This window comes from Streptomyces sp. Edi4, from assembly GCF_040253615.1.
Classification (GTDB): Bacteria; Actinomycetota; Actinomycetes; order Streptomycetales; family Streptomycetaceae; genus Streptomyces.
In genome coordinates, this window is the sequence record NZ_JBEJGY010000004.1 from 6,859,017 (window position 1) to 6,877,758 (window position 18,742).

The 18,742-nt window shown below is 70.8% G+C and carries 16 protein-coding genes, 1 tRNA gene and 1 pseudogene; 11 read left to right on the forward strand and 7 right to left on the reverse strand.

All coding sequences use genetic code 11. From position 1 onward, the window contains the following. The first annotated feature begins 96 nt into the window (after positions 1-96). Together ABR738_RS32910 and ABR738_RS32915 are read left to right on the forward strand one after the other, a co-directional pair. Positions 97-564: a hypothetical protein gene (locus tag ABR738_RS32910; RefSeq protein ID WP_350233576.1), complete on the forward strand. Its 468-nt coding sequence runs from the start codon at positions 97-99 to the stop codon at positions 562-564. Positions 565-664: 100 nt separating this feature from the next. Then, positions 665-752, forward strand: a tRNA-Leu gene (locus ABR738_RS32915). A gap of 19 nt (positions 753-771) precedes the next feature. Here the strand turns inward: ABR738_RS32915 and ABR738_RS32920 are convergent. Beyond that, entirely contained in the window at positions 772-2,043 is a 1,272-nt protein-coding gene (locus ABR738_RS32920) for a glycosyltransferase (RefSeq protein ID WP_350233577.1), read from the reverse strand. A gap of 196 nt (positions 2,044-2,239) precedes the next feature. On the opposite strand from ABR738_RS32920, the gene ABR738_RS32925 reads away from it, so the two are divergent. Genes ABR738_RS32925 through ABR738_RS32940 form a run of 4 tightly spaced genes read left to right on the forward strand, consistent with a single transcriptional unit; the run spans position 2,240 to position 7,099 of the window. After that, positions 2,240-3,568 carry a cytochrome P450 gene (locus ABR738_RS32925; protein WP_350233578.1) on the forward strand — a complete coding sequence of 443 codons (1,329 nt, stop codon included), beginning with the start codon at positions 2,240-2,242 and terminating at the stop codon, positions 3,566-3,568. 23 nt (positions 3,569-3,591) lie between these two features. After that, entirely contained in the window at positions 3,592-5,019 is a 1,428-nt protein-coding gene (locus ABR738_RS32930) for a cytochrome P450 (protein WP_350233579.1), read from the forward strand. Then, positions 5,016-6,071, forward strand: a complete 1,056-nt coding sequence (locus ABR738_RS32935) for a terpene synthase family protein (RefSeq protein ID WP_350233580.1) — start codon at positions 5,016-5,018, stop codon at positions 6,069-6,071. The genes ABR738_RS32930 and ABR738_RS32935 overlap by 4 nt, the downstream gene beginning before the upstream one ends. Further along, positions 6,068-7,099, forward strand: coding sequence for a polyprenyl synthetase family protein (locus tag ABR738_RS32940; protein ID WP_350233581.1), 1,032 nt, complete (start codon positions 6,068-6,070; stop codon positions 7,097-7,099). Before ABR738_RS32935 ends, ABR738_RS32940 begins: the two co-directional genes overlap by 4 nt. A 203-nt stretch (positions 7,100-7,302) precedes the next feature. On the opposite strand, the pseudogene ABR738_RS37795 reads toward ABR738_RS32940, so the two are convergent. The 3 genes and pseudogenes from ABR738_RS37795 to ABR738_RS32955 form a co-directional block, all read right to left on the reverse strand. Beyond that, positions 7,303-7,395, reverse strand: a pseudogene (locus tag ABR738_RS37795) (sensor protein KdpD); the annotation flags it as partial. 22 nt (positions 7,396-7,417) lie between these two features. Continuing rightward, positions 7,418-8,149 carry a hypothetical protein gene (locus ABR738_RS32950; RefSeq protein ID WP_350233583.1) on the reverse strand — a complete coding sequence of 244 codons (732 nt, stop codon included), beginning with the start codon at positions 8,147-8,149 and terminating at the stop codon, positions 7,418-7,420. A gap of 229 nt (positions 8,150-8,378) precedes the next feature. Continuing rightward, positions 8,379-10,262 carry a helix-turn-helix domain-containing protein gene (locus ABR738_RS32955; RefSeq protein ID WP_350233584.1) on the reverse strand — a complete coding sequence of 628 codons (1,884 nt, stop codon included), beginning with the start codon at positions 10,260-10,262 and terminating at the stop codon, positions 8,379-8,381. A gap of 621 nt (positions 10,263-10,883) precedes the next feature. On the opposite strand from ABR738_RS32955, the gene ABR738_RS32960 reads away from it, so the two are divergent. The 4 genes from ABR738_RS32960 (at position 10,884) to ABR738_RS32975 (ending at position 13,304) form a co-directional block, all read left to right on the forward strand. Further along, positions 10,884-11,960 (forward strand): YihY/virulence factor BrkB family protein, encoded by a 1,077-nt coding sequence (locus ABR738_RS32960; protein WP_350233585.1) that lies wholly within the window; start codon positions 10,884-10,886, stop codon positions 11,958-11,960. A 228-nt stretch (positions 11,961-12,188) separates the two neighbouring features. Then, positions 12,189-12,560: a phage holin family protein gene (locus ABR738_RS32965; protein WP_350233586.1), complete on the forward strand. Its 372-nt coding sequence runs from the start codon at positions 12,189-12,191 to the stop codon at positions 12,558-12,560. Next, positions 12,557-13,033: a DUF3618 domain-containing protein gene (locus ABR738_RS32970; protein ID WP_350233587.1), complete on the forward strand. Its 477-nt coding sequence runs from the start codon at positions 12,557-12,559 to the stop codon at positions 13,031-13,033. Before ABR738_RS32965 ends, ABR738_RS32970 begins: the two co-directional genes overlap by 4 nt. 4 nt (positions 13,034-13,037) lie before the next feature. Beyond that, positions 13,038-13,304, forward strand: coding sequence for a DUF4235 domain-containing protein (locus ABR738_RS32975; RefSeq protein ID WP_350233588.1), 267 nt, complete (start codon positions 13,038-13,040; stop codon positions 13,302-13,304). 85 nt (positions 13,305-13,389) lie between these two features. Here ABR738_RS32975 and ABR738_RS32980 read toward each other — a convergent pair whose 3' ends face one another. The 3 genes from ABR738_RS32980 to ABR738_RS32990 all read right to left on the reverse strand — a co-directional run bounded on the left by ABR738_RS32980 (position 13,390) and on the right by ABR738_RS32990 (position 18,205). Beyond that, positions 13,390-15,936, reverse strand: a complete 2,547-nt coding sequence (locus ABR738_RS32980) for a collagenase (RefSeq protein ID WP_350233589.1) — start codon at positions 15,934-15,936, stop codon at positions 13,390-13,392. Positions 15,937-16,301: 365 nt separating this feature from the next. Continuing rightward, positions 16,302-17,036: an SAM-dependent methyltransferase gene (locus ABR738_RS32985; protein WP_350233590.1), complete on the reverse strand. Its 735-nt coding sequence runs from the start codon at positions 17,034-17,036 to the stop codon at positions 16,302-16,304. A gap of 20 nt (positions 17,037-17,056) precedes the next feature. After that, positions 17,057-18,205 carry a helix-turn-helix transcriptional regulator gene (locus ABR738_RS32990; RefSeq protein ID WP_350233591.1) on the reverse strand — a complete coding sequence of 383 codons (1,149 nt, stop codon included), beginning with the start codon at positions 18,203-18,205 and terminating at the stop codon, positions 17,057-17,059. 116 nt (positions 18,206-18,321) lie between these two features. On the opposite strand from ABR738_RS32990, the gene ABR738_RS32995 reads away from it, so the two are divergent. Continuing rightward, on the forward strand, positions 18,322-18,726 hold the full coding sequence (locus tag ABR738_RS32995; protein ID WP_350233592.1) for a VOC family protein: 405 nt from the start codon (positions 18,322-18,324) through the stop codon (positions 18,724-18,726). Positions 18,727-18,742 lie beyond the last annotated feature (16 nt).

Genomic DNA, 18,742 nt, shown 5'->3' on the forward strand with positions numbered 1-18,742 from the left:
CAACCGGGGCCCGAAGAATGGAGAGCACAGGGAGCCCGCGCCGAACGGGACAGGCAAGCGGCGCTCCCTTCCGCCGCCATCCAAGGAGACAGAGACATGCCCGCCGGCCTCACCCGCACCCGGACCGTCGTCCTTGCCGTCCTGGCGATCGCGGTGACGATCGGGTTCGCCGCGGTCGTGGCCGTTCCGGCGGCGAAGGACTGGTACCAGAACCGTCACGACGAGGCCGCCTCCTACCGGTCCGGCAAGGAGGCCAAGGGGGACCGCGCCTCCGTGCCGCGCTGGCTGCCCGACGACGCGAAGCACATCGAGTACGCGATGCGGACGACCGGCGGCGACCGTCTTCTGAAGGCCGCCCTCCCCGCGGCCACGCTCCCGCCCACCTGCGAGCCCCACAAGCCGGGGGCCGCCACCCGCCCGCCGGCCATCACCGCCTCCTGGTTCCCGAAGCGGGCCGGACAGCGCCCTCTCGCCCGCTGCGGGTCGTACAACGCGTATCTGGAGGGACACACGCTGTACGCGTGGCAGGTGAACGAGGACTGGGCCGCCGCGAACAGGGTCTGACCGATCGCCTGACCTTGCACTATGCGGGTGAACAGCGCCTCAAACCCCTGGTAGAGTTCTCTATGTCGCCGCGGGGAACACGCCGCGAGACAGACACCTTGTCCGGGTGGCGGAATGGCAGACGCGCTAGCTTGAGGTGCTAGTGCCCTTTATCGGGCGTGGGGGTTCAAGTCCCCCCTCGGACACCACCAGCCAAAAGACCCCAGTTCATCTGGGGTCTTTTGCGTTGCCGCGGTCCAGCAGGCGCTCCACCGCAGCGACCGTGCGGGCGGCGCCGTCCTCGGCGGCGAGTGCCGTGGCCAGGCTCCGGGCGCGGTCCGTGTGGTTCCGCTCGTGCACCGCGGCGTGGATCAGTGCCGCGAGGCGGTCGGGGGCCAGCTCGGTGATGGGCAGGAAGCCGGGGCTCACACCGAGGGAGACCAGGCGGCGCGACCAGAAGGGGGCGTCGCCGAACGTGGGGATGCCCACCGCGGGCACGCCCGCGCGCAGGCCCGCGCCCGTGGTGCCCGCGCCCATGTGGTGGACCACGGCGGCGGTGCGCGGGAACAGCCAGCCGTGCGGTACGTCCCCGATGGTCAGTACGTCGTCGCCGGTGAGGTCGAGGCCCGCGGTGCCGGACTGGACGACGGCCCGCACCTTCGCCTTGCGCAGGGCCGCCGTGATCAGCTCGCCGAGCCGCTCGCCGTCGCGCGGGTCGCCCGCGCTGCCCAGGCCGACGCGGACCGGCGCGGGTCCCGCGTCGAGGAAGTCGACCAGTTCCCGCGACGGTTGCCGGCCGGGCGGCTCGTGGGGCCACCAGTAGCCGACCACGTCCACGCCGGGCCGCCAGTCCGCGGGACGCGGCACCACGGAGGGGCTGAAGCCGTAGTGGACGGGCCAGCGCTCCTCGGCGGTGCGGCGCAGCGTCTGCGCGGTGGTGAGCCGGGGCACGCCGAGCCGCGCGCAGAACTCCGGTGAGCTCGACCACGGGGTGAGTCCCGTGGTGAACATGAGCTGACCGAGGCAGCGGTTGGCCCAGCGGCCCAGCGAGGCGACGCCGATGGGCGGCGGGAAGTCCCCTGTGGGATGCAGGGGTTGCAGGCCCAGGCCCATGCTGGGCAGGCCGAGGGCTTTCGCCAGGTGGTAGCCGTGGAACGTCGTGAGGCCGCTGCACACCAGGACGTCGGTCTCCTTCTCGGCCGCCGCGATCAGGCCGTCGCCGAGTTCCGTCAGGTGCTGGAGTATCCGCTTCAGCCAGCGGCCGGTGCCCAGTATTTCGCCGAGGCTCTTCTTCTTGAGGCGGCCCTGTTCATTGACGCCGAGCAGGCTCGGGTCGCCCGGCAGTAGGCGGAATTCCGCATTGCTGTCCGTGACTTGCCGCTCGAATGCTCTGTACGTCGCGATGGCGACGGAGTGTCCCGCCGCCTGGAGTCGGACGCCGAGGCCGATGAGCGGTGCTATGTCACCGTGCGTTCCGGTGCCGATCAGGAGGACGGTCATGGCGGCATCGTACGGCCGGATCTCCTTGCTGTCGCCGTGAAATCTCCGCGATAACGAGGCGATATTGCGGGCGACTAAATTCCCCGAAAGTTGCGTGCCCCAGCTCCCGATGTCACGAGGAACTCACGTGTCCAGCACACCCGTCGGATCAAGGCTGCCCGATTTGGAGGGCTCACCTCCCCGACCTGTTCCACGATTGAGTCCGCGTGAGAATCTGGTCGGACTCAGAGAAATACGGCGCGACCAACTCGGCTTCCTGGTGCGTTCGGTGGAGACCCACGGCGATATTTTCCGGCTGCGTCTCGGCGGACTTCCCACCGTGCTGATCAATCATCCGGACTACCTCCAGCACGTCCTGGTCGATCACCACCAGAACTACGACAAGGACAACTTCCTCTACCGCGCCACCCGCACGGTGCTGCGCGAGGGGCTCATCGCCAACAAGGGCGGCGAGTCGTGGCGGACGCACCGCAAGCTGATGCAGCCCTCGTTCCACCGCTCCAGCGTGGCCGGGTTCACCACCAACATCAGCGATCTGACCGCCGGGCTGCTGCGGGCCTGGGAGGCGCACGCCGACGCGGGTGATCCCGTCGAGGTCACCGCCGACGTCGCCGATCTGGCGTTGAAGATCGTGCTGCGCGCGCTCTTCGGGGTGGACGCCGAGGAGCGCGGGCGGCGTTTCGAGCGGGACTTCCTCGAGGTGAACGCGATCGCCGGGAACTTCTTCCGGTTCCCGTTCCCGCCGCTGTCCTGGTACTCGCCGTCCCGCAACCGGCTGCGCGCGCTCATCAAGGAGATGGACGCCTTCATCGCGCACCTCATCGCGGCGCGCATGGAACACGAGAGCGACCGGCCCGATCTGTTCACCCTGCTCCTGAACTCGCTCGACGAGGAGACCGGGACGGGGCTCACGCACGATCAGCTGACCAACGAGATCCTCGCCATGATCATCGCGGGGTACGAGACGTCCAGCAATTCCATCTCGTGGATCTTCCACCAGCTCGCCGAGCACCCCGACGTCCAGCGCCGGGTGCAGGAGGAGGTGGACGGGGTCCTCGACGGGCGGGTTCCCACCTTCGAGGACCTGCCGAACCTGTCGTACACGCGGCAGGTCATCGACGAGACGCTGCGCCTGTTCACACCCGCGTGGCAGACGATGCGGCACGCGGTCGACGAGGACGTCATCGGCGGCTACCGGATCCCGAAGGGGACCGACGTCTATCTGAATCTGTTCACGTTCCACCGGCACCCGGAATTCTGGCCGGAGCCGACCCGGTTCGACCCCGAGCGTTTCACGCCCGAGGAAATCGCCAAGCGCCCGCGCAGCGCGTACCAGCCCTTCGGCAGTGGTCCGCGTTACTGCCTCGGCAAGCAATTCGCACTCACCGAGCTGCACATCATCACCGTCATGCTCGCCCAGACCTTTCATGTCACGAAGCCGGCCGGACAACCGCCGGTGGGATTCGCTCCGCTCATCACGCTGCACCCCAAGGGCGGCATACAGCTGACACTGCAACGCCGCTGACGCCCCACCTATCGAGGTCATGAATGTCCCTGACTCCGCTCGACCGCGCCGCACGCCGGTTGCGTCCCCGGAAGAATTCTCCGCTGAAAGAGATTCCGACCATCAGGGCACGGGACGGCATCGGCGGCACGCTCGCCTTCAAGCGTGACCAACTCGCCTTTCTCGGCGGCGGTCTCGAGCGGCACGGGGACATCTTCCGTTTCCGGCTGCTCGGCCTGCCGATGGTGATGGTGAACCACCCGGACTACATCCGGCACGTGCTCGTCGACCGCGGCGAGCAGTACGACAAGGACGCCGTGCTCTTCAAGGTGGTCAGGCCCGTGCTGCGCAAGGGGCTCATCGCCAACGCGGACATGGAGCTGTGGCGCAGGCAGCGGCGCATGATGGCGCCGCACTTCACGCCGCGCACGGTCGGCGCGTTCGCCAGGAACATGACCGACGAGACCGTCCGCATGCTGGAACGCTGGGAGCGCGGCGAGGGGGCCCGCGGGCCCGGGGGGACGCTCGACGTCACCGACGAGATCGGCCAGCTGGCGCTGCGCATCGTCAACAGGTCGCTGTTCAGCGCCGATGTGAGCACGTCCGCGCAGGCCTTCGAGCGGGCCTTCGGCGAGGCGAACAGTATCCTCGGCGCTTTCTTCCGCTTCCCGTTCCCGCCGCTGAGCGTCCCGACGCCGCGCAACGAGCGGCTGCGCAGGGCCATCAACGACATGGACGCGTTCGTCTCCGGGTTCATCACCCAGCGGCTGCGCGAGGACACCCCCGCGGGCGAGGAACCCGATCTGCTGACCCTGCTGTTGCACTCCGTGGACGAGGAGGACGGCAAGGGGATGGACCTGGAGCAGCTGCACCACGAGGTCCTGAACATCTGCATCGGCGCCTACGAGACGACCACCAACACCCTGTCCTGGGCCTTCTACCTGCTGGCCGGACACCCCGAGATCGAGGAGCGGCTGCACGCCGAGGTCGATCAGGTGCTCGGCGGGCGGGTGCCGGAGTTCGAGGACCTGCCGAAGCTGTCGTACGCCCGGATGGTCGCCGAGGAGACGCTGCGCATCTACTCCCCCGCCTACCAGTTCATGCGGCGGGCGCGCGAGGAGGACGAGATCGACGGGCACCGGATGCCGGCTGGTACCAACGTCCTGATCAACAGCTACTTCCTGCACCGGCACCCGGACTTCTGGGACGACCCGGAGCGCTTCGATCCCGAGCGGTTCACACCCGAGCAGGTCGCGAGGCGTCCCAAGCACGCCTACGTCCCCTTCGGCAGCGGCCACCGTATCTGCATCGGCAAGCACTTCGCCCTCGCCGAACTCACCCTGGTGCTCGCCACGGTGGGCCGCACCCACCGTCTCGTCCGGCCGGCGGGCTCGCCCGACGTGCACCCGGAGGCGCTGATCACGCTGCATCCCAAGGGCGGGGTGCACCTGCGGCCGGAGCCGCGCTCATGACGAAGCCGACGACCGCCGACAGGCCGGAGGGGCCCGTGCCGCAGATCCTCAACCCGTTCCCGTACCAGGTGAGTCCGTACGTCGAGCAGGCGCGAGCCCACCTCGGGGAGTGGACCCGGCGGATCGGTCTGGTGCGGCGCGAGGCGGCCAGGCGGCGGTTCGAGAAGGCGGATTTCGGCTGGTTCGCCGCCCTGGTGTACCCGACCGCGGACGCCGAGCGCCTTGATCTGATGGCGGACTGGTTCGCCTGGCTCTTCCTCGTCGACGACCAGTTGGACGACGGCAGCGTGGGGCGCAGCCCGGAGCAGGTGCGCGAGGTGGTGGGCGGGATGCGAGCCGTCCTGGAGAGCGCCGACCACGGCGCGGCCGCCTCGGTGGACCCCGCGCTTCCGGCGGCCGTCTCGTCCCTCGCCGACCTGTGGCTGCGCTCCTCGGAGGTGACCACGGCCCACTGGCGCCGCCGGTTCGTGCAGCACTTGGACGACTGCCTGACCACGGCGGCGACCTGGGAGGCGGGGAACCGACACGCGGGCGTCGTCCCCGACGAGGAGACGTACATCGAGAAGCGCAGGCACACCGGCGCGATCTATGTGTGCATGGACTTCATCGACATGGTCGAGCGGATCGACGTACCGGTGGCCGTCTATGAGAGCGCGGAGTTCACGGCGGCCCTCGACGCGGCGTGCGACGTCGTGTGCTGGACCAACGACGTCTACTCGCTGGAGAAGGAGCGGGCCATGGGCGAGGTCCACAACCTCGTCCACGTGGTGGAGCACCACCGGGGTCTTGACGGGGAGAAGGCGCTCGCCCACGTCGTCGGCGCGACGTCGGCGCGGACCGAGGAGTTCCTGGCGCGGGAGAGCGAACTGCTGGAGGCGTACCCGGAGCACTCGGCGGTCCTCACGCCGTATCTGGCGGGGATGCGGACCTGGATGCGGGGCAATCTCGACTGGTCGCGCCGGACCAAGCGGTACCAGGCCGCCGAGGTGGCCGACGACAGCCGGCGCCCCGACGCCTATCTGGAGTCGGTCCTGACGAGGGCCGAGCATTGACGGCGCCGGCGGTCACCACCGAGGCGGGACTGCTCCTCCAGCGGGCCAAGGAGCTCACCGAGCCCGAGCTGCGCAAGGCGGTCGACCGGCTCGCTGAGCCGGTGCATTCGGTGGCCGCCTACCACTTCGGCTGGTGCGACGAGGCAGGGCGCCCGGTCAACGGCGACTGGGGCAAAGGGGTGCGCGGCGCCCTCGTCCTGGCCGCCGCCCAGGCGCTCGGCGCGGGGCCAGGGCAGGCGGTGGCGCATGCGGCGGCCGTGGAGCTGGTGCACAACTTCACGGTGGTGCACGACGATCTGATGGACGGCGACAGGACCCGCAGGGGCCGCCCCGCCACCTGGGCGGTCTTCGGCAGCGCACGGGCGGTGCTCGCCGGTGACGCCCTGCTCGCCGCCGCGATCGATGTGCTCGCGCACCGCTGCCCGCAGCTCTCCCCCGCCACCGTGCGCGAGCTGTCCGCCGCCCTCCTGGAGCTGGTCGCGGGCCAGGGCGCCGATCTGGCCTTCGAGACGCGCGCGGATGTCGGCCTGGACGAGTGTCTGCGGATGGCGGGCGGCAAGACGGCGTCGCTGCTGGCCGCGGCCTGTGCGATGGGCGCGCTCGCGGCCGGTGCCGACGAGCGGAATGTGAACCTGCTGCGGGAGTTCGGGCGCCATCTGGGGCTCGCCTTCCAGCTCGTCGACGACCTCCTGGGCATCTGGGGCGACAGCGCGACGACCGGCAAGCCCGTCGGCGCGGACATCCGGCTGCGCAAGAAGTCCCTGCCGGTGGCGGCCGCGCTGTCCGGCGGGAGCCCTGCGGGGGCCCGGCTCGCCGCGCTCTACGGCCGCGCGGAACCGCTGGACGACGCGGCGGTCGACCGTGCCGCCGCGCTGATCGAGGAGGCGGGCGGCCGCCGCTGGGCCCAGGAAGAGGCGGACCGGCAGCGGGCGGCGGCCCTCGACTGTCTGGCAGGCGCGGAGCTCGTTCCCGAAGGGGCGGGGGCGCTGGCCACGCTGGCGGAGCTGATCGCGCGACGGGACGTATGAGGGGGCGTATGCGGGTCGGGTCGTAGGGACGGGGGGCGGTGGTCAGGACGTGACCGCCGCGGGGTGCTCCCCCTTCCGGCCGCGCGGACCGGTCGGGGCGGTCCGCGGCGTCCGGGCCATCGTCAGCCCCCGCCGGGGGTGTCCTCGGCCGTGAGCGTACCGTTCCACGATGTCGGCGACCGCGCGCTCCAAGAGGCCCCCTTGTCGCGGATCAGCGGGGAGACCGTGCCGGTATGCAGGCGGGACATGTCCAGGAGGTTGCCGACCTGGTGTTCCAGGCGGTCGACCCCGCCCTGTCCCTCGCTGCTCCCATCCCCGTCACCAAGGATGCTCCCCCCGCTGTGAGTTGCGGGGGTTCACCAGACCCCGGCGGATCAGTTCGGCGATCACCGCTTCGGAGTGCGTCTGGGCCGTCAGGGCCGTAAGGCGCTCTGCCGCCGTTTCGTCCGGGCGGCCCGGCAGGGGTCTGTCGTTCAGTTCGGCGTCCCAGAGGATGAAGTCGCGTGCGCTCTCGCGGGGCAGGTCCGAGGGGGTGAACTCGCCGCCGAATCCGCTGCCGACGATCCCGGCTATCACCGCGCCGTACACCAGGTCGGCGTCGGCCTGCCGCTGCGTCCAAGGGGTGTTGGCGAGCGACGGAAGGTGCCCGTACGCGGTGACGCCGTCCGCCGACCAGCGCAGCGGAGCCTGCGCGCAGGCCACACCCATGCGCTGGGACAGGTCGGTCAGGGCGCCGGCGCCCGGGTCCGACACGGGGCCGATCTGGATCCACAGGGCCCCGGGCCGCACGGCGGGAAGGAGGTGGTGCAGCATGACCACCTCGAGGACGTTGGGGTGGTCGAACGCGGTCAACAGGGTGTCGCACGGGGCGAGTTGGGCCGACCAGTCCGGCACCGAGTCGGCCAGCCCGGCGGCCTTGCGGGCGGAATAGCGGCCGGGCAGAGCCCAGGTATGGGCCGTGAGGCCGACGGACGTGAGACCGTGGGCGGCGAAGTGGGCCACGGGGGCCGACCCCAGGACCGCGACTACAGGCAGTGCGGGCACAACCATCCTCTGAAGTGTGGCGAAGCGGGACTGTCGTCGGGCGAAGAGCTTGTTCGCGTACCTCTCACGCTAGGTGCGGCCCCGGTCACCGGATAGCGCACCGATGCACAGTTCGACGGCTGCGGGAGATCACGCGTGCACAGTCGGTCCCGCGTGCGTGCCAGGCACGGGGAGCGGGGGAGGGGGTACGGGAGCGGGGAATGGGGGAGAGGCACGGGCGCTGGGGGTTCCCCGGCTAGCGCAGACTTGGCAGTACCGGCTCGCCCGTCGTCGCGGACAGTGCCAGGACCAGAGTGTGCGCCCCCGACAGGCCCGTCGTCAGATCGCGCTGGATCAACGCCTCCGCCTGCCGCAGCCGCTTGCGTACCGTCGCGGCGCCGACCCCGACCGCCTCGGCGGTGTCGTCGATGTGCAGGTTGCACCCGACCCACGCGCGCAGCGTGCCGATCAGCTGCGGGGGTGCGCCGCGCAGGGGCTGGAGCAGGGCCCGCGCCCAGGTCAGGGCGGGCTCGCACTGAAGGATGGAGGCGAGCGACGCCCGCTCGGGCGCGGTGTCGTGGAGCGGGTTCCACGTCCTGGTCAGGGACAGCGCGAGGTGGACGACCGTACGTACGCGGACGTCCTTGAGGTCGAGCGGCCTGCCCTCGGCGCCCAGCACCTCGGCGACGCGCGCGGCGCGGGCGGCCACCGTGTTGCGGTGCGCCCCCAGGATCCGGGCCGTCTCGGTGTGAGGGAAGTCCAGCGCGAGGCGCATCGTGCCGATGAGCTCGTCGCGGACCGCGTACGGCATGGCGAGGAGTGGGGCCAGGACATGTTCGGCCCAGCGGTGCGCCGCCGCACCGAGCAGGGGTGCCAGCGGCGCCGAGCCGTCGAACATGCCGATCCGTTCGAGGCTGTGGTGCGCGGAGACCAGCGCGTTGCTCGCCTCGCTGTAGGCGTCCGCGACATCGGCGAGCCCGTACGGGCGGCTGCCGCCCAGGACGCATGTCCGCCGGGTGGACACGGCGTCCTCGAGCACGCGCCGCACGCTGTCGGTGTCGCCCGGCGGCCGGCGCAGCGGCTCCACGACGATGATGTGGTCCTCGCGGGCCGGGCAGCGCACCAGCAGGGCCTTGCCGTCGGTGGCCGGCTCCAGGGCGCGCACCATGTCCTCGCGGCCTTGGGGCGGGGTGGCGATGACATGGACGCGGACCTGCTCCGTCCGCAGCAGCCCCGGGCTGAGCCCTTCCATCGCCCGCTGGGCCAGGACGGTCTGGCCGCCCATCAGCATCTGGAACACGCTGAGTCTGACCCCTCGGGCGCTGTCGTTGAGCTGGTGGACGCGCAGGACCTCGTGTGCCAGAGCGAGCAGTTTGGCCGTGTGGTGTGCCAGGGCGAGCGTTTCCGCCTCGAAGGGCATGGTGGAGACCAGAACGAGAAACGACGCGTCGGTCTCGGCCCCCACGGACAGTTTCACCACGTGCAGGCCGTTGCGAAACCGCGGCCGGCGGGTGGTCTCCTGGCTCAGCACGGCCTCATGGGCGGTGTACCGGTGCGTGTCGGGGGCGTCGTGGGGATACTCGGCGCGGACCTCCCCGGGTGTGGGCCCCAGGAGAAGCACGTACGCGGCCAGCGACTTGGACAGGCCCGTCACCAGGTGCTCGTCGGCGTCGGGCCGGTCGAAAGCGGCCGGGAGGTGTTCGACGTATTGCGCGATGCGTCGCATGTGCTGCCTCGCCTGGCGCTGCCAGGTGCGCGAGAGGTCGCGGTCGACCCGCTCCCACACCGTCGGCTCGGCCCGGGTCGCCAGCAGCGGCAGGGCAAGGCGCAGCGCAGTCTGCCGTACGACGGGGGTGACGCCGGAACCCGGGTCACGGGGGACGCTCAGCGCGAGGCCGGCCGCTCTCCTGTCCCTGAGCGCCCGCAACAACCGGTCGACACGGGCCGGTGCGAGCGCCCCCACGGTCGCCGCGTGGGCGACCACGAGACACCCGGCGATGTCGAGAGCGTCCTCGACGGCGAGGCAGGGGACGAATTGCGCGCCCACCACGCAACGGTCCTCGTACGCGGCGCGGTTGGCCTCGTCCGCGAAGGCGAGCGCGAGCTCGGGCAGGCTTGTCAGATACCCCAGTGTTGACATTTCTCGTCCCCCGTCGCGGCTCGCGTGTCGGCATGCGCGACCTTGATGCGTCCCCGTGAATCACTTGGCAGCGCCAGAAGTCCCGCGTGCGGCGGCCCCATTCCTTGAGGTCGTCGACGTCGTCGACGTCCTCGGTGTCCTGACGCCCTCGTACGCTTGGCCTCCTTGGCATCACTGGCGTCCTTGGCGTCCTGGGCCTTCCCGGCGCGGCGCACCGCGTGCCGGGCCGGCGCGCAGTGCGGTCACGGCGCGCCGCCCGGTTCCGACTCCGGCGTCCGGTCGTCACCCTGCCCACGGCACAGTCAAGTTTCCAGGAAATTACCGGTCGATGGCCGGAAACCGGCACGGTCGCAAAAGGTCCCGAAGGCGACGCCGCCGACGAGGCACGCGGGCGGGTCCGAGGCGACTGGTCGCGCTCTCAAGAACGGCTGTCCTGAATCCGTCCCTCGACTGGCCTGCGTATGACTTACACATGACCTACGCATGACCTGCGTATGGCCCACGGATGTCCGTCCAGCAACTGGTGTGCTCGGAGGGGGAGTTGCTCAACTCGCGGCCCGCGCACGACAGCCCGTGGGGCCGCCTCGGTGAAACGTACGCTCGTCGGGGTACCCGCCGCACATGGCGAACTTGCATCTTCCATGGCGACAGAGCGGCCGGTCACCGGAGGCCGGAGCCGGATCCGGAGCCCAGGACGGAGCCGGGACGGCCCGGGACGCCGGCCCCGGCCCCGAGGTGGAGCGGGCGGCGCCGGACGTACCGACCAAGCTCCCGAAAGGGCTGTGGCGGGCGGTGCTCAAAGGCAGCCTGCGGGAGTTCAGGGACGACGAGCTCGTCGACCGGGCCGCCGCGCTCACCTACTACGGAGTGCAGTCGCTCTTCCCCGCGTTGCTCGTGCTCGTGTCGCTCCTCGGCATCGCGGGGCAGTCGACCACCGACAAGCTCCTGAACAACCTTCAGGGGCTGGCGCCGGGACCCGCCAGGGACATCATCACGAGCGCGGTGAAACAGTTGCAGGGCAGCGCGGGCACGGGCTCACTGGTGGCGGTCGTCGGCCTGGTGCTCGCGGTGTGGTCCGCGTCGAGCTATGTGGCCGCGTTCATGCGGGCGGCCAACGCGGTCTACGACATGCCGGAGGGGCGCCCGGTGTGGAAGATCCTGCCCCTGCGGCTCGGTCTGACCGTGCTCCTGATGGTCCTCGCGGTCATCAGCGCGCTCATCGTGGTCTTCACCGGCAGCCTGGCCGAGCAGGCCGGAACCGCTCTCGGCGTGGGGAGCGCCGGCCTTACGGTGTGGTCGATCGCCAAGTGGCCCGTCCTGGTCCTGCTGGTCGTGATCATGATCGCGCTGCTGTACTGGGCGAGCCCGAACGCGAAGGTGAAGGGCTTCGTCTGGCTCACGCCGGGCAGCTTCGTGGCGCTGCTGATCTGGCTGCTCGCCTCGGGCGGTCTCGCGGTCTACGTCGCCAACTTCGGTTCGTACAACAAGACGTACGGCACGATGGCCGGCGTCATCGTCTTCCTGGTGTGGCTGTGGCTCACCAATCTGGCGATCCTGCTGGGGCTCGAGTTCGACGCGGAGACCGTACGCCAGCGGGCGATCGCCGGCGGCATGCCGCCGGACGAGGAACCGTACACCCAGCCGCGTGACACCGCGGCGTGGGACGAGCACGACCGGCGGCGCGTGGGAGAGATCTGAGAGCTCCGGCTCCGAACGCCCCGCGGCGGGGTGGGCCGGACCGGGCGTTCCCGGCCGGTCTGCCCTGAATCGTGCCATCCGGGGTACTCGGGTGGGGGCAGGCGGCCGCGGGCACCGGTACCCGTGAGCCGAGACGATTCACGAAAACGGGAGGTGGCCCTCGTGTCGAGCACGCAGCCCCACGGGGCAGGCCCAGGACCGGGCGCCCACGCGCCGGGCAAAGAGCCGGTGAGTGAACTGGTCCAGCGGGCCTCGCAGCAACTGACCGAGCTGGTGCGCGCCGAACTGTCGCTCGCGCAGGCCGAGATGAAGGAGAAGGGCAGGCGGTACGGCCGGGGCGGCGGCCTCTTCGGCGGCGCCGGACTGATCGGCTTCCTCACCCTCCAGGCCCTGGTGGCCGCCGCCATCGCGGGGCTCGCCGTGCCGCTGCCCGTGTGGGCCGCCGCGCTCATCGTGGCCGGGGTGCTGGGCGCGATCGCCGCGGTCATGGCCCTCAGCGGGAAGAAGCAGGTGGGCCGGGCGGCCCCGCCCGCGCCCGAGCAGACCATCGAGAACGTGAAGGCCGACCTGGCCACGATCAAGGGAAGTGCACACCGATGACCGACACACCCCACGGAGAGCTGGGCTCTCCCGGCCCCGAGGAACTGCGCGAGCAGGTCGAACGCACCCGCCAGGACCTGGGGCGTACGGTCGAGGCGCTGGCGGCCAAGACCGATGTCAAGGCACGCGCCCGTGACAAGGCCGCCGAAGTGCGAGAACGCGCCGAGGCCAAGGCGCACGAGCTGAAGGCCAAGACCGCGGACGTCGCCCACCACGTGCAGGACACGGTGCAGGGCAAGGTCGCCCACCCCGTCAAGGACAAGGCCGCCCACGCCGCCGGCGCGGCCCGGGACAAGGCGGTGCGCACCTGGCAGGACAAGACGCCCGATGCGGTCCCGGGCGCCGTCCCCGAAACGGTGTGGCACACCGCGGCGGGCACCGGGCGCGGGATCCGGGATCCGAGGGCCCTGCTCCTCGCGGCGGGCGGTGTGGCCGCCGTGGTGTGGCTGGTCTGCCGCCGGGGGAAGGGATGAGCCGGTGAAAGTGTCGAAGATCCTTTACAAGCCGGTCGGGCTCGGTCTCGGCGTCGTCGGCGGAATGCTCGCCGGGATCGTGTTCAAGCAGACGTGGAAGCGGCTCGCTCATGACGACGACGCACCCGATGCCACCGACGAGGACCGGGGCTGGCGCGAGGTGCTGCTCGCCGCCATGTTGCAGGGCGCGATCTACGCCGCCGTCAAGGCCACCGTCGACCGGGCCGGCGCCACCGCGACCCGGCGCCTGACCGGGACCTGGCCGGGCTGAGCGCGAGAACGCGTCCGTGCGGTGCCGGACCCGGGGTCCGGGTCCGGCACCGCACGTCGTCACAGGGGGATGGACCGGGCCGGGATCAGTAGGCCGTGGTGACTGTCACCCCGCTGAACGCGGTCTTCCCGTAGAGGCTGATGTAGCGGTAGCCCGCCGTCTTGTTGGTCACGGTGATGGTCTCGGCGTTGCCGGACTTCGTGGAGCGCGCGGTGTAGGCCGAGTTCGTCGCCCAGGTGCTGGTGTTGTAGTAGAGGTCGGCGTTCCCGGTGCCGCCGGTCGTGGTGACCTTCAGGGTGACCTTTCCGGCGGGCAGGTACAGGAACAGGTAGTCCAGGTCGCCCTTCTGGGCCGCGAGGCCCGAGCGCGAGCAGTTCTGGCCCATGACACGGGTGTCGGGGTCGGTGCAGGTGGGCAGGGCGCCGGTGACGACGACCGACTTGGTGGCCGTGTTGGTCAGGCCCTTGACGTCGGTGACGGTCAGGGTGACGGTGTAGGTGCCGGGCGCCTTGTAGGTCTTGGAGGGGTTGGTGGCGGTGGAGGTGGTGCCGTCGCCGAAGTCCCAGGCGCGCTGGGTGATGGTGCCGGCGGCGTCGGTGGACTTGTCGGTCAGGCTGACGGTGAGCTGGGCGACGGTGGCGTCGAAGGCCGCGGTGGGGCCACTGGCCGTCCCGCCGCAGGCGCCGGCGGCGCAGGCGTCAAGCCAGGTGTTGAAGTCCGCGTCGTACCGCGTGCCGATGCCGGTCGCGTAGAGCGCGTACGCCCCCGCGTAGTCACCGGCGCGGAACTTGGCGAGCATGTTCTGCACGTCGGCCGGGTGCTTCTCGACCATGTACCGGGTGGCCAGGTAGCCCCACGGGTAGGTGCGGGTCTGGTCGGAGTTGGTGTACGAGCTCTGCCACAGGGTGCTCAGCGCGTAGGTGTGCTGGGCGGCGTCGGCGATGGCCTCGGTGTCGGGCAGGTTGCGGTAGCTGTAGGAGACGTACTCCGCGAAGCCCTCGATCCACCAGATGTCCGGGACGTCCTGGCCGGCGTTGAAGTCACCCGCCATGTCGTAGCGGCCGTCGAGGTAGTGCGTGTACTCGTGGTTGAGGTTCCAGATGTCGCCGGGGAAACCGTCGCCCACGCTCTTCACGTAGGACAGGAAACGTGCCTGGTTGGCCGGGTCGGACGGGTCGCCCTCCAGGTACTCGCCGCCGTTGTTGGTGCTGTTGCCGAAGATCCAGCCGGAGTACGTCTGGTAGTCCTTGGGGCTGGCGAACGTGACGATCTGGATGTTGGTGTTGTGGTCGTTCGCCACCGGACCGCTGTCCTTGACGATGCTGTGGAAGTACGCGTCCTGGCCCTTGACGCTGGTGCAGGCCGCGGCGAGGGCGGCGTCGCTCAGGGACTGGGCGCGGAAGGTGTGGTCGGCGTCGCAGTTGTACGTGATCGGCAGCGCGGCCGCGGTGAGCTGGTTGATGAAGTCACATGTGCCGTAGTAGGAGCACTGCGCCTTGTCGTTGGCGTCGGTCATCGCCGCCACGCCGACCCACAGGGGCGCGGTCGGGCCGGTGATGGCGGAGGACCCGAGAAGGCCCTTGGCCAGCGGGCGCACCTTCGCCTGGAGGGCGGGGGTGTCGAGGAAGCGCGCGAGTTCGGTGCCGGCGTTGGACTCCAGGTAGAACCAGGAGTCGTTGAGCTTGGCGAGGTGGCCCAGCACGAAGGAGTTCAGGGTGTCGACGATGCCCGGGTCGGCCGTCACGGCCGCGATGTAGGCAGGGTTCCAGTGGCCTCGGAACAGCGGTGTGAACACGTCGTTGACGGCGGTGTCCATGCTCCAGTAGGTGTCCCAGGAGCTGGTGTAGGAGGTGAGCACCTTCTTGTAGGTGTTCAGGTAGCGGGCCTGCTCGTTGGCGCTGTCGGTGAGGACGATGACCTCGCCCATGATGTCGCCGTTGGCCGCGCTGACGTCCATGAAGTGCGGGGACGCGATGAAGGTGTCCAGGGCCGCCTCGCTGGCGCCGGCGAGCGCCGCTCCGTAGGGACCCACGTCGGAGGCGTTGTTGGACTGCACGTAGTAGCCGGCGCGCAGGAACAGCACGAGCTGCCACACGTTGGTGGAGTTGTCACCGGGGTAGGTCCGCGCCGTGTTCTGGAGCGCGCCCGCGACGGCCACCATGCTGGGCTCTTGGAAGATGTTGTGCGCGTCGGTCCCGGTCACACCGAACAGGGTGTTGACGCAGTCCGTCGTGGAAGCCTGGACGAAGCTCACGAGCGCCGCTCCGCTGCGGCTGCCGAAGTCACCCGGCGTACAGGACGCCGCCGCGCCCTTGACGGCTCTGCTCTTCGCCTTCTGCTGTGCGGGGGAGGTCACGGGCTGCTTCGGCGGCAGGTGCGCGGCGTCCAGCGGGGTGTGCCGCGCATCGGAACGGTCGGACACATTGGCGGTCGAACCCACAAGTGGCGGCGCGGACTTGGCGGCGGACCCGCTCGCGGCGGTGGCCTTGCCGGACGGCCCTGCGGGCTTCTGGGAGCCGGCGGCGACGGCGCGGCTCGGCTGCGCCATCATGGCGATGCCCATGCAGAGTGCGAGGGCAAGTATCAGAAAACCGGTGAGACTTCGTCTCAGTCCTTCTGTTCGGGTGTTCACGTGCCGCCTCCCAGCGGTGTGGAGCCGCGCACGCGGCGCGGCGGTGGGGGATACCGGGGGCCGGGCCCGCCCGCCGCCCCCGGGTGACGGGGCGTGACGAAGCAGACCCGGGAACCCACGGGCCGTACGGAGCAGTTGGCATGAACGCGGCTCGCTCTTGCGCGTCTGTAAAATTGCATATGTCACATGGCTTGTGAAGGGAGCGCGGGTAAACCGCAGGCAATTCCTGGGTGTCGCGGGCGGCGAGGGGCGAGGTCATGGACCCGGCGACGGGCCCGGCGGGACCGGGAAACCGGGCCCCGACGGGTGTGGATGTCCGGAAGTCGTGCGACAAAGCCGTTAAGGTGAAAGGAAGTTGGGCGCTGCTACGGCGTGGGGCGCAGCACCAGGCATACGAAGCCGAAGGAGTCCCGGTAGCCGCGCAGCCACTCGGTGCGGTGGGTGGCCGCCGTCTCCAGGGCCCGCGCGCTGTCCGGGTCGTGCGGGTGGTCGAGGGCCCAGGAGGCGAGCGAGCCCGTCCAGGACCATTCGTAGGCGTCGAGCTCGCCGCGCGTGCTGATGTGGGCGCCCACCGGTGTCCAGCCATCGGCGACGACGGCGTCGAGTGTGGTCGGCAGATCACTCAACTCGCCCAGCATGTCGACGGCTTCGGGGGAGGGGGCGCGCTCCCAGAATCCGTCGCCGACCAGCACGCGCCCGCCGGGCGCCAGATGCGCGCGGGCCGCCGCGAGGGTGGGGAGCAGGCCCCCGTGGGCGTGCCCGGCGCCGACGTTGAGCACCAGGTCGAAGGGGTCGGCCGAGGTGAATCGGGCGGCGTCCTGCTGGTGGAGGGTCAGACGTGCGTCCACACCCCGGCCCCGGGCCTCCTCGCGGGCGCGGGTCAGGGCGGGCTCGGAGGTGTCCACGCCCACGGCCCGCAGGCGCGGGCGGGCGGCCAGCGCGCGCAGCAGCCACTCGGCGCCGCCGCAGCCGAGGTCGAGTACGCGGGCGTCCTCGCGCGAGATGGCCTCATCGAGGAGGCGGCGGACCGCGTCGTCGTCGACGGGGGCCGCGATCGGGTGGTGCGTGTGGGCGATGCGGGAGATCTGTTCACGGTTCATCGGACCAGTGTCGCAAGGCTTCAGGAGCGGCCCTCGTCGTCCGGCGGCCGCGCCGAACGGGCCAGACGCTCGGCGAAGTCGACGACCAGGGCGCGGAGTTCGGCGGGCCGCTCGATGACGAACGGCCGGTCGAGGGACGCGAGCACGGCGGGCAGCCAGTCGAGGCGTTCGACTCTCAACTCGGCACGGAACCAAGCCTGTTGATCGTCCTGTTCCCCGCCTTTGGCTCTGGGGATGGGGGTGAGCGTCGCGAGGGCGGCCGGCAGACAGGGCCGGATCTGCTCGGCCGTCCCCTGGATCCGCAGGCTCACCTCGTGTGCGTACGGAGCCGTGGCAAGCCCGGTCAGGACACGTTCGGCGGGACCGGGGCCGGGCCCGGTGGGCGGCGCGAACGATCCGGGCAGGGTGCGGGCGTCTAGAACACGGTCGAGCCGGAACATCCGGTCCTCACCGATCGCGGGGTCGGCGCCGGTGACATACCACCTGCCGGCATGGGTGACCAGGCCGTACGGGTGCAGGGTGCGTTCACTGTGCCGGCCGGTGGCGGAGGCGTACCGCAGGCGGACCGGCCGGTGGTGGCGTACGGCGTCGGCGAGCGGGAGCAGAACGTCGCTGCGGGGAGCGGTGGGAGCGGCGGCGGGCGGGGCCGCATGGGTGGCGGAGAGGGGAGCGGGGAGGCCCGCGGGATCGGGGTCCTGCGCCCCAGGTCCGGTGGGCGTGATGGGCCGCTCGGGCTTGTCCGGCGGGGCAGCCCGGGCTGCCGGGGCGCCGGGGTCGGTGAATGCCAGCGAGTCGAGGACGGCGTCGAGTCCCCGGCCCAGCCGCTCGGGCAGCACACGCCGTACCTTCGCCGCCGCCGTCTCGCTCGCCACACCCGTGCTCGTCATCAGCCCCGCTCGCCGCCCGGCGACCAGGCCCAGCAGGACGGCGAGCGCTTCCTCGTCGTTCAGCATGAGCGGCGGCATCCGGTATCCGGGGGCAAGGCGGTAACCGCCATAGCGGCCGCGTACCGAGATGACGGGCACGTCGAGTTCGAGCAGATGCTGGACATAGCGCCGCACCGTGCGCTCGTCGACACCGAGCTGACCGGCGAGCTCGGCCACCGTCCGGGTACCGCCGGACTGAAGGAGTTCGAGCAGGGTGAGCACGCGGGCTGTGGGTCGGGCCATGCCGGAAAGTATGCCGCCAATACCGGGCGGTTTCTGTCCGGTATTGGTCATAGCGTGAGGTCACAGGCGCGGAAACGCGCCGGAACCACCGACCCTCTCTCCCCTCGGAGCGCACCATGGACTTCGTCTCGATCCGTGTCATCACCGACGACATCGCCCGCCTCGTCGGCTTCTACGAGCGCGCGACCGGGGTGGGAGCCCGCTGGGCGACCGACGACTTCGCCGAGCTCAGGACCGCCACGGCCACCCTGGCGATCGGCAGCACCCGTACGGTCGCGATGTTCGCGCCCGGCGCGGCGCGCCCCGCCGACAACCGGAGCGTCATCCTGGAGTTCCGCGTGCGGGACGTGGACGCGTTGCACCGGAATCTGGTGGACGCGGGCTGCGCGGCGCAGTTCGTGCAGGAGCCCACCACGATGCCGTGGGGCAACCGCTCACTGCTGCTGCGCGACCCCGACGGCCACCTCGTCAACTTCTTCACGCCGGTCACCGAGGAGGCGATCGCACGGCTCGGGGCGTGAGGCGTCGTGCGCCGTC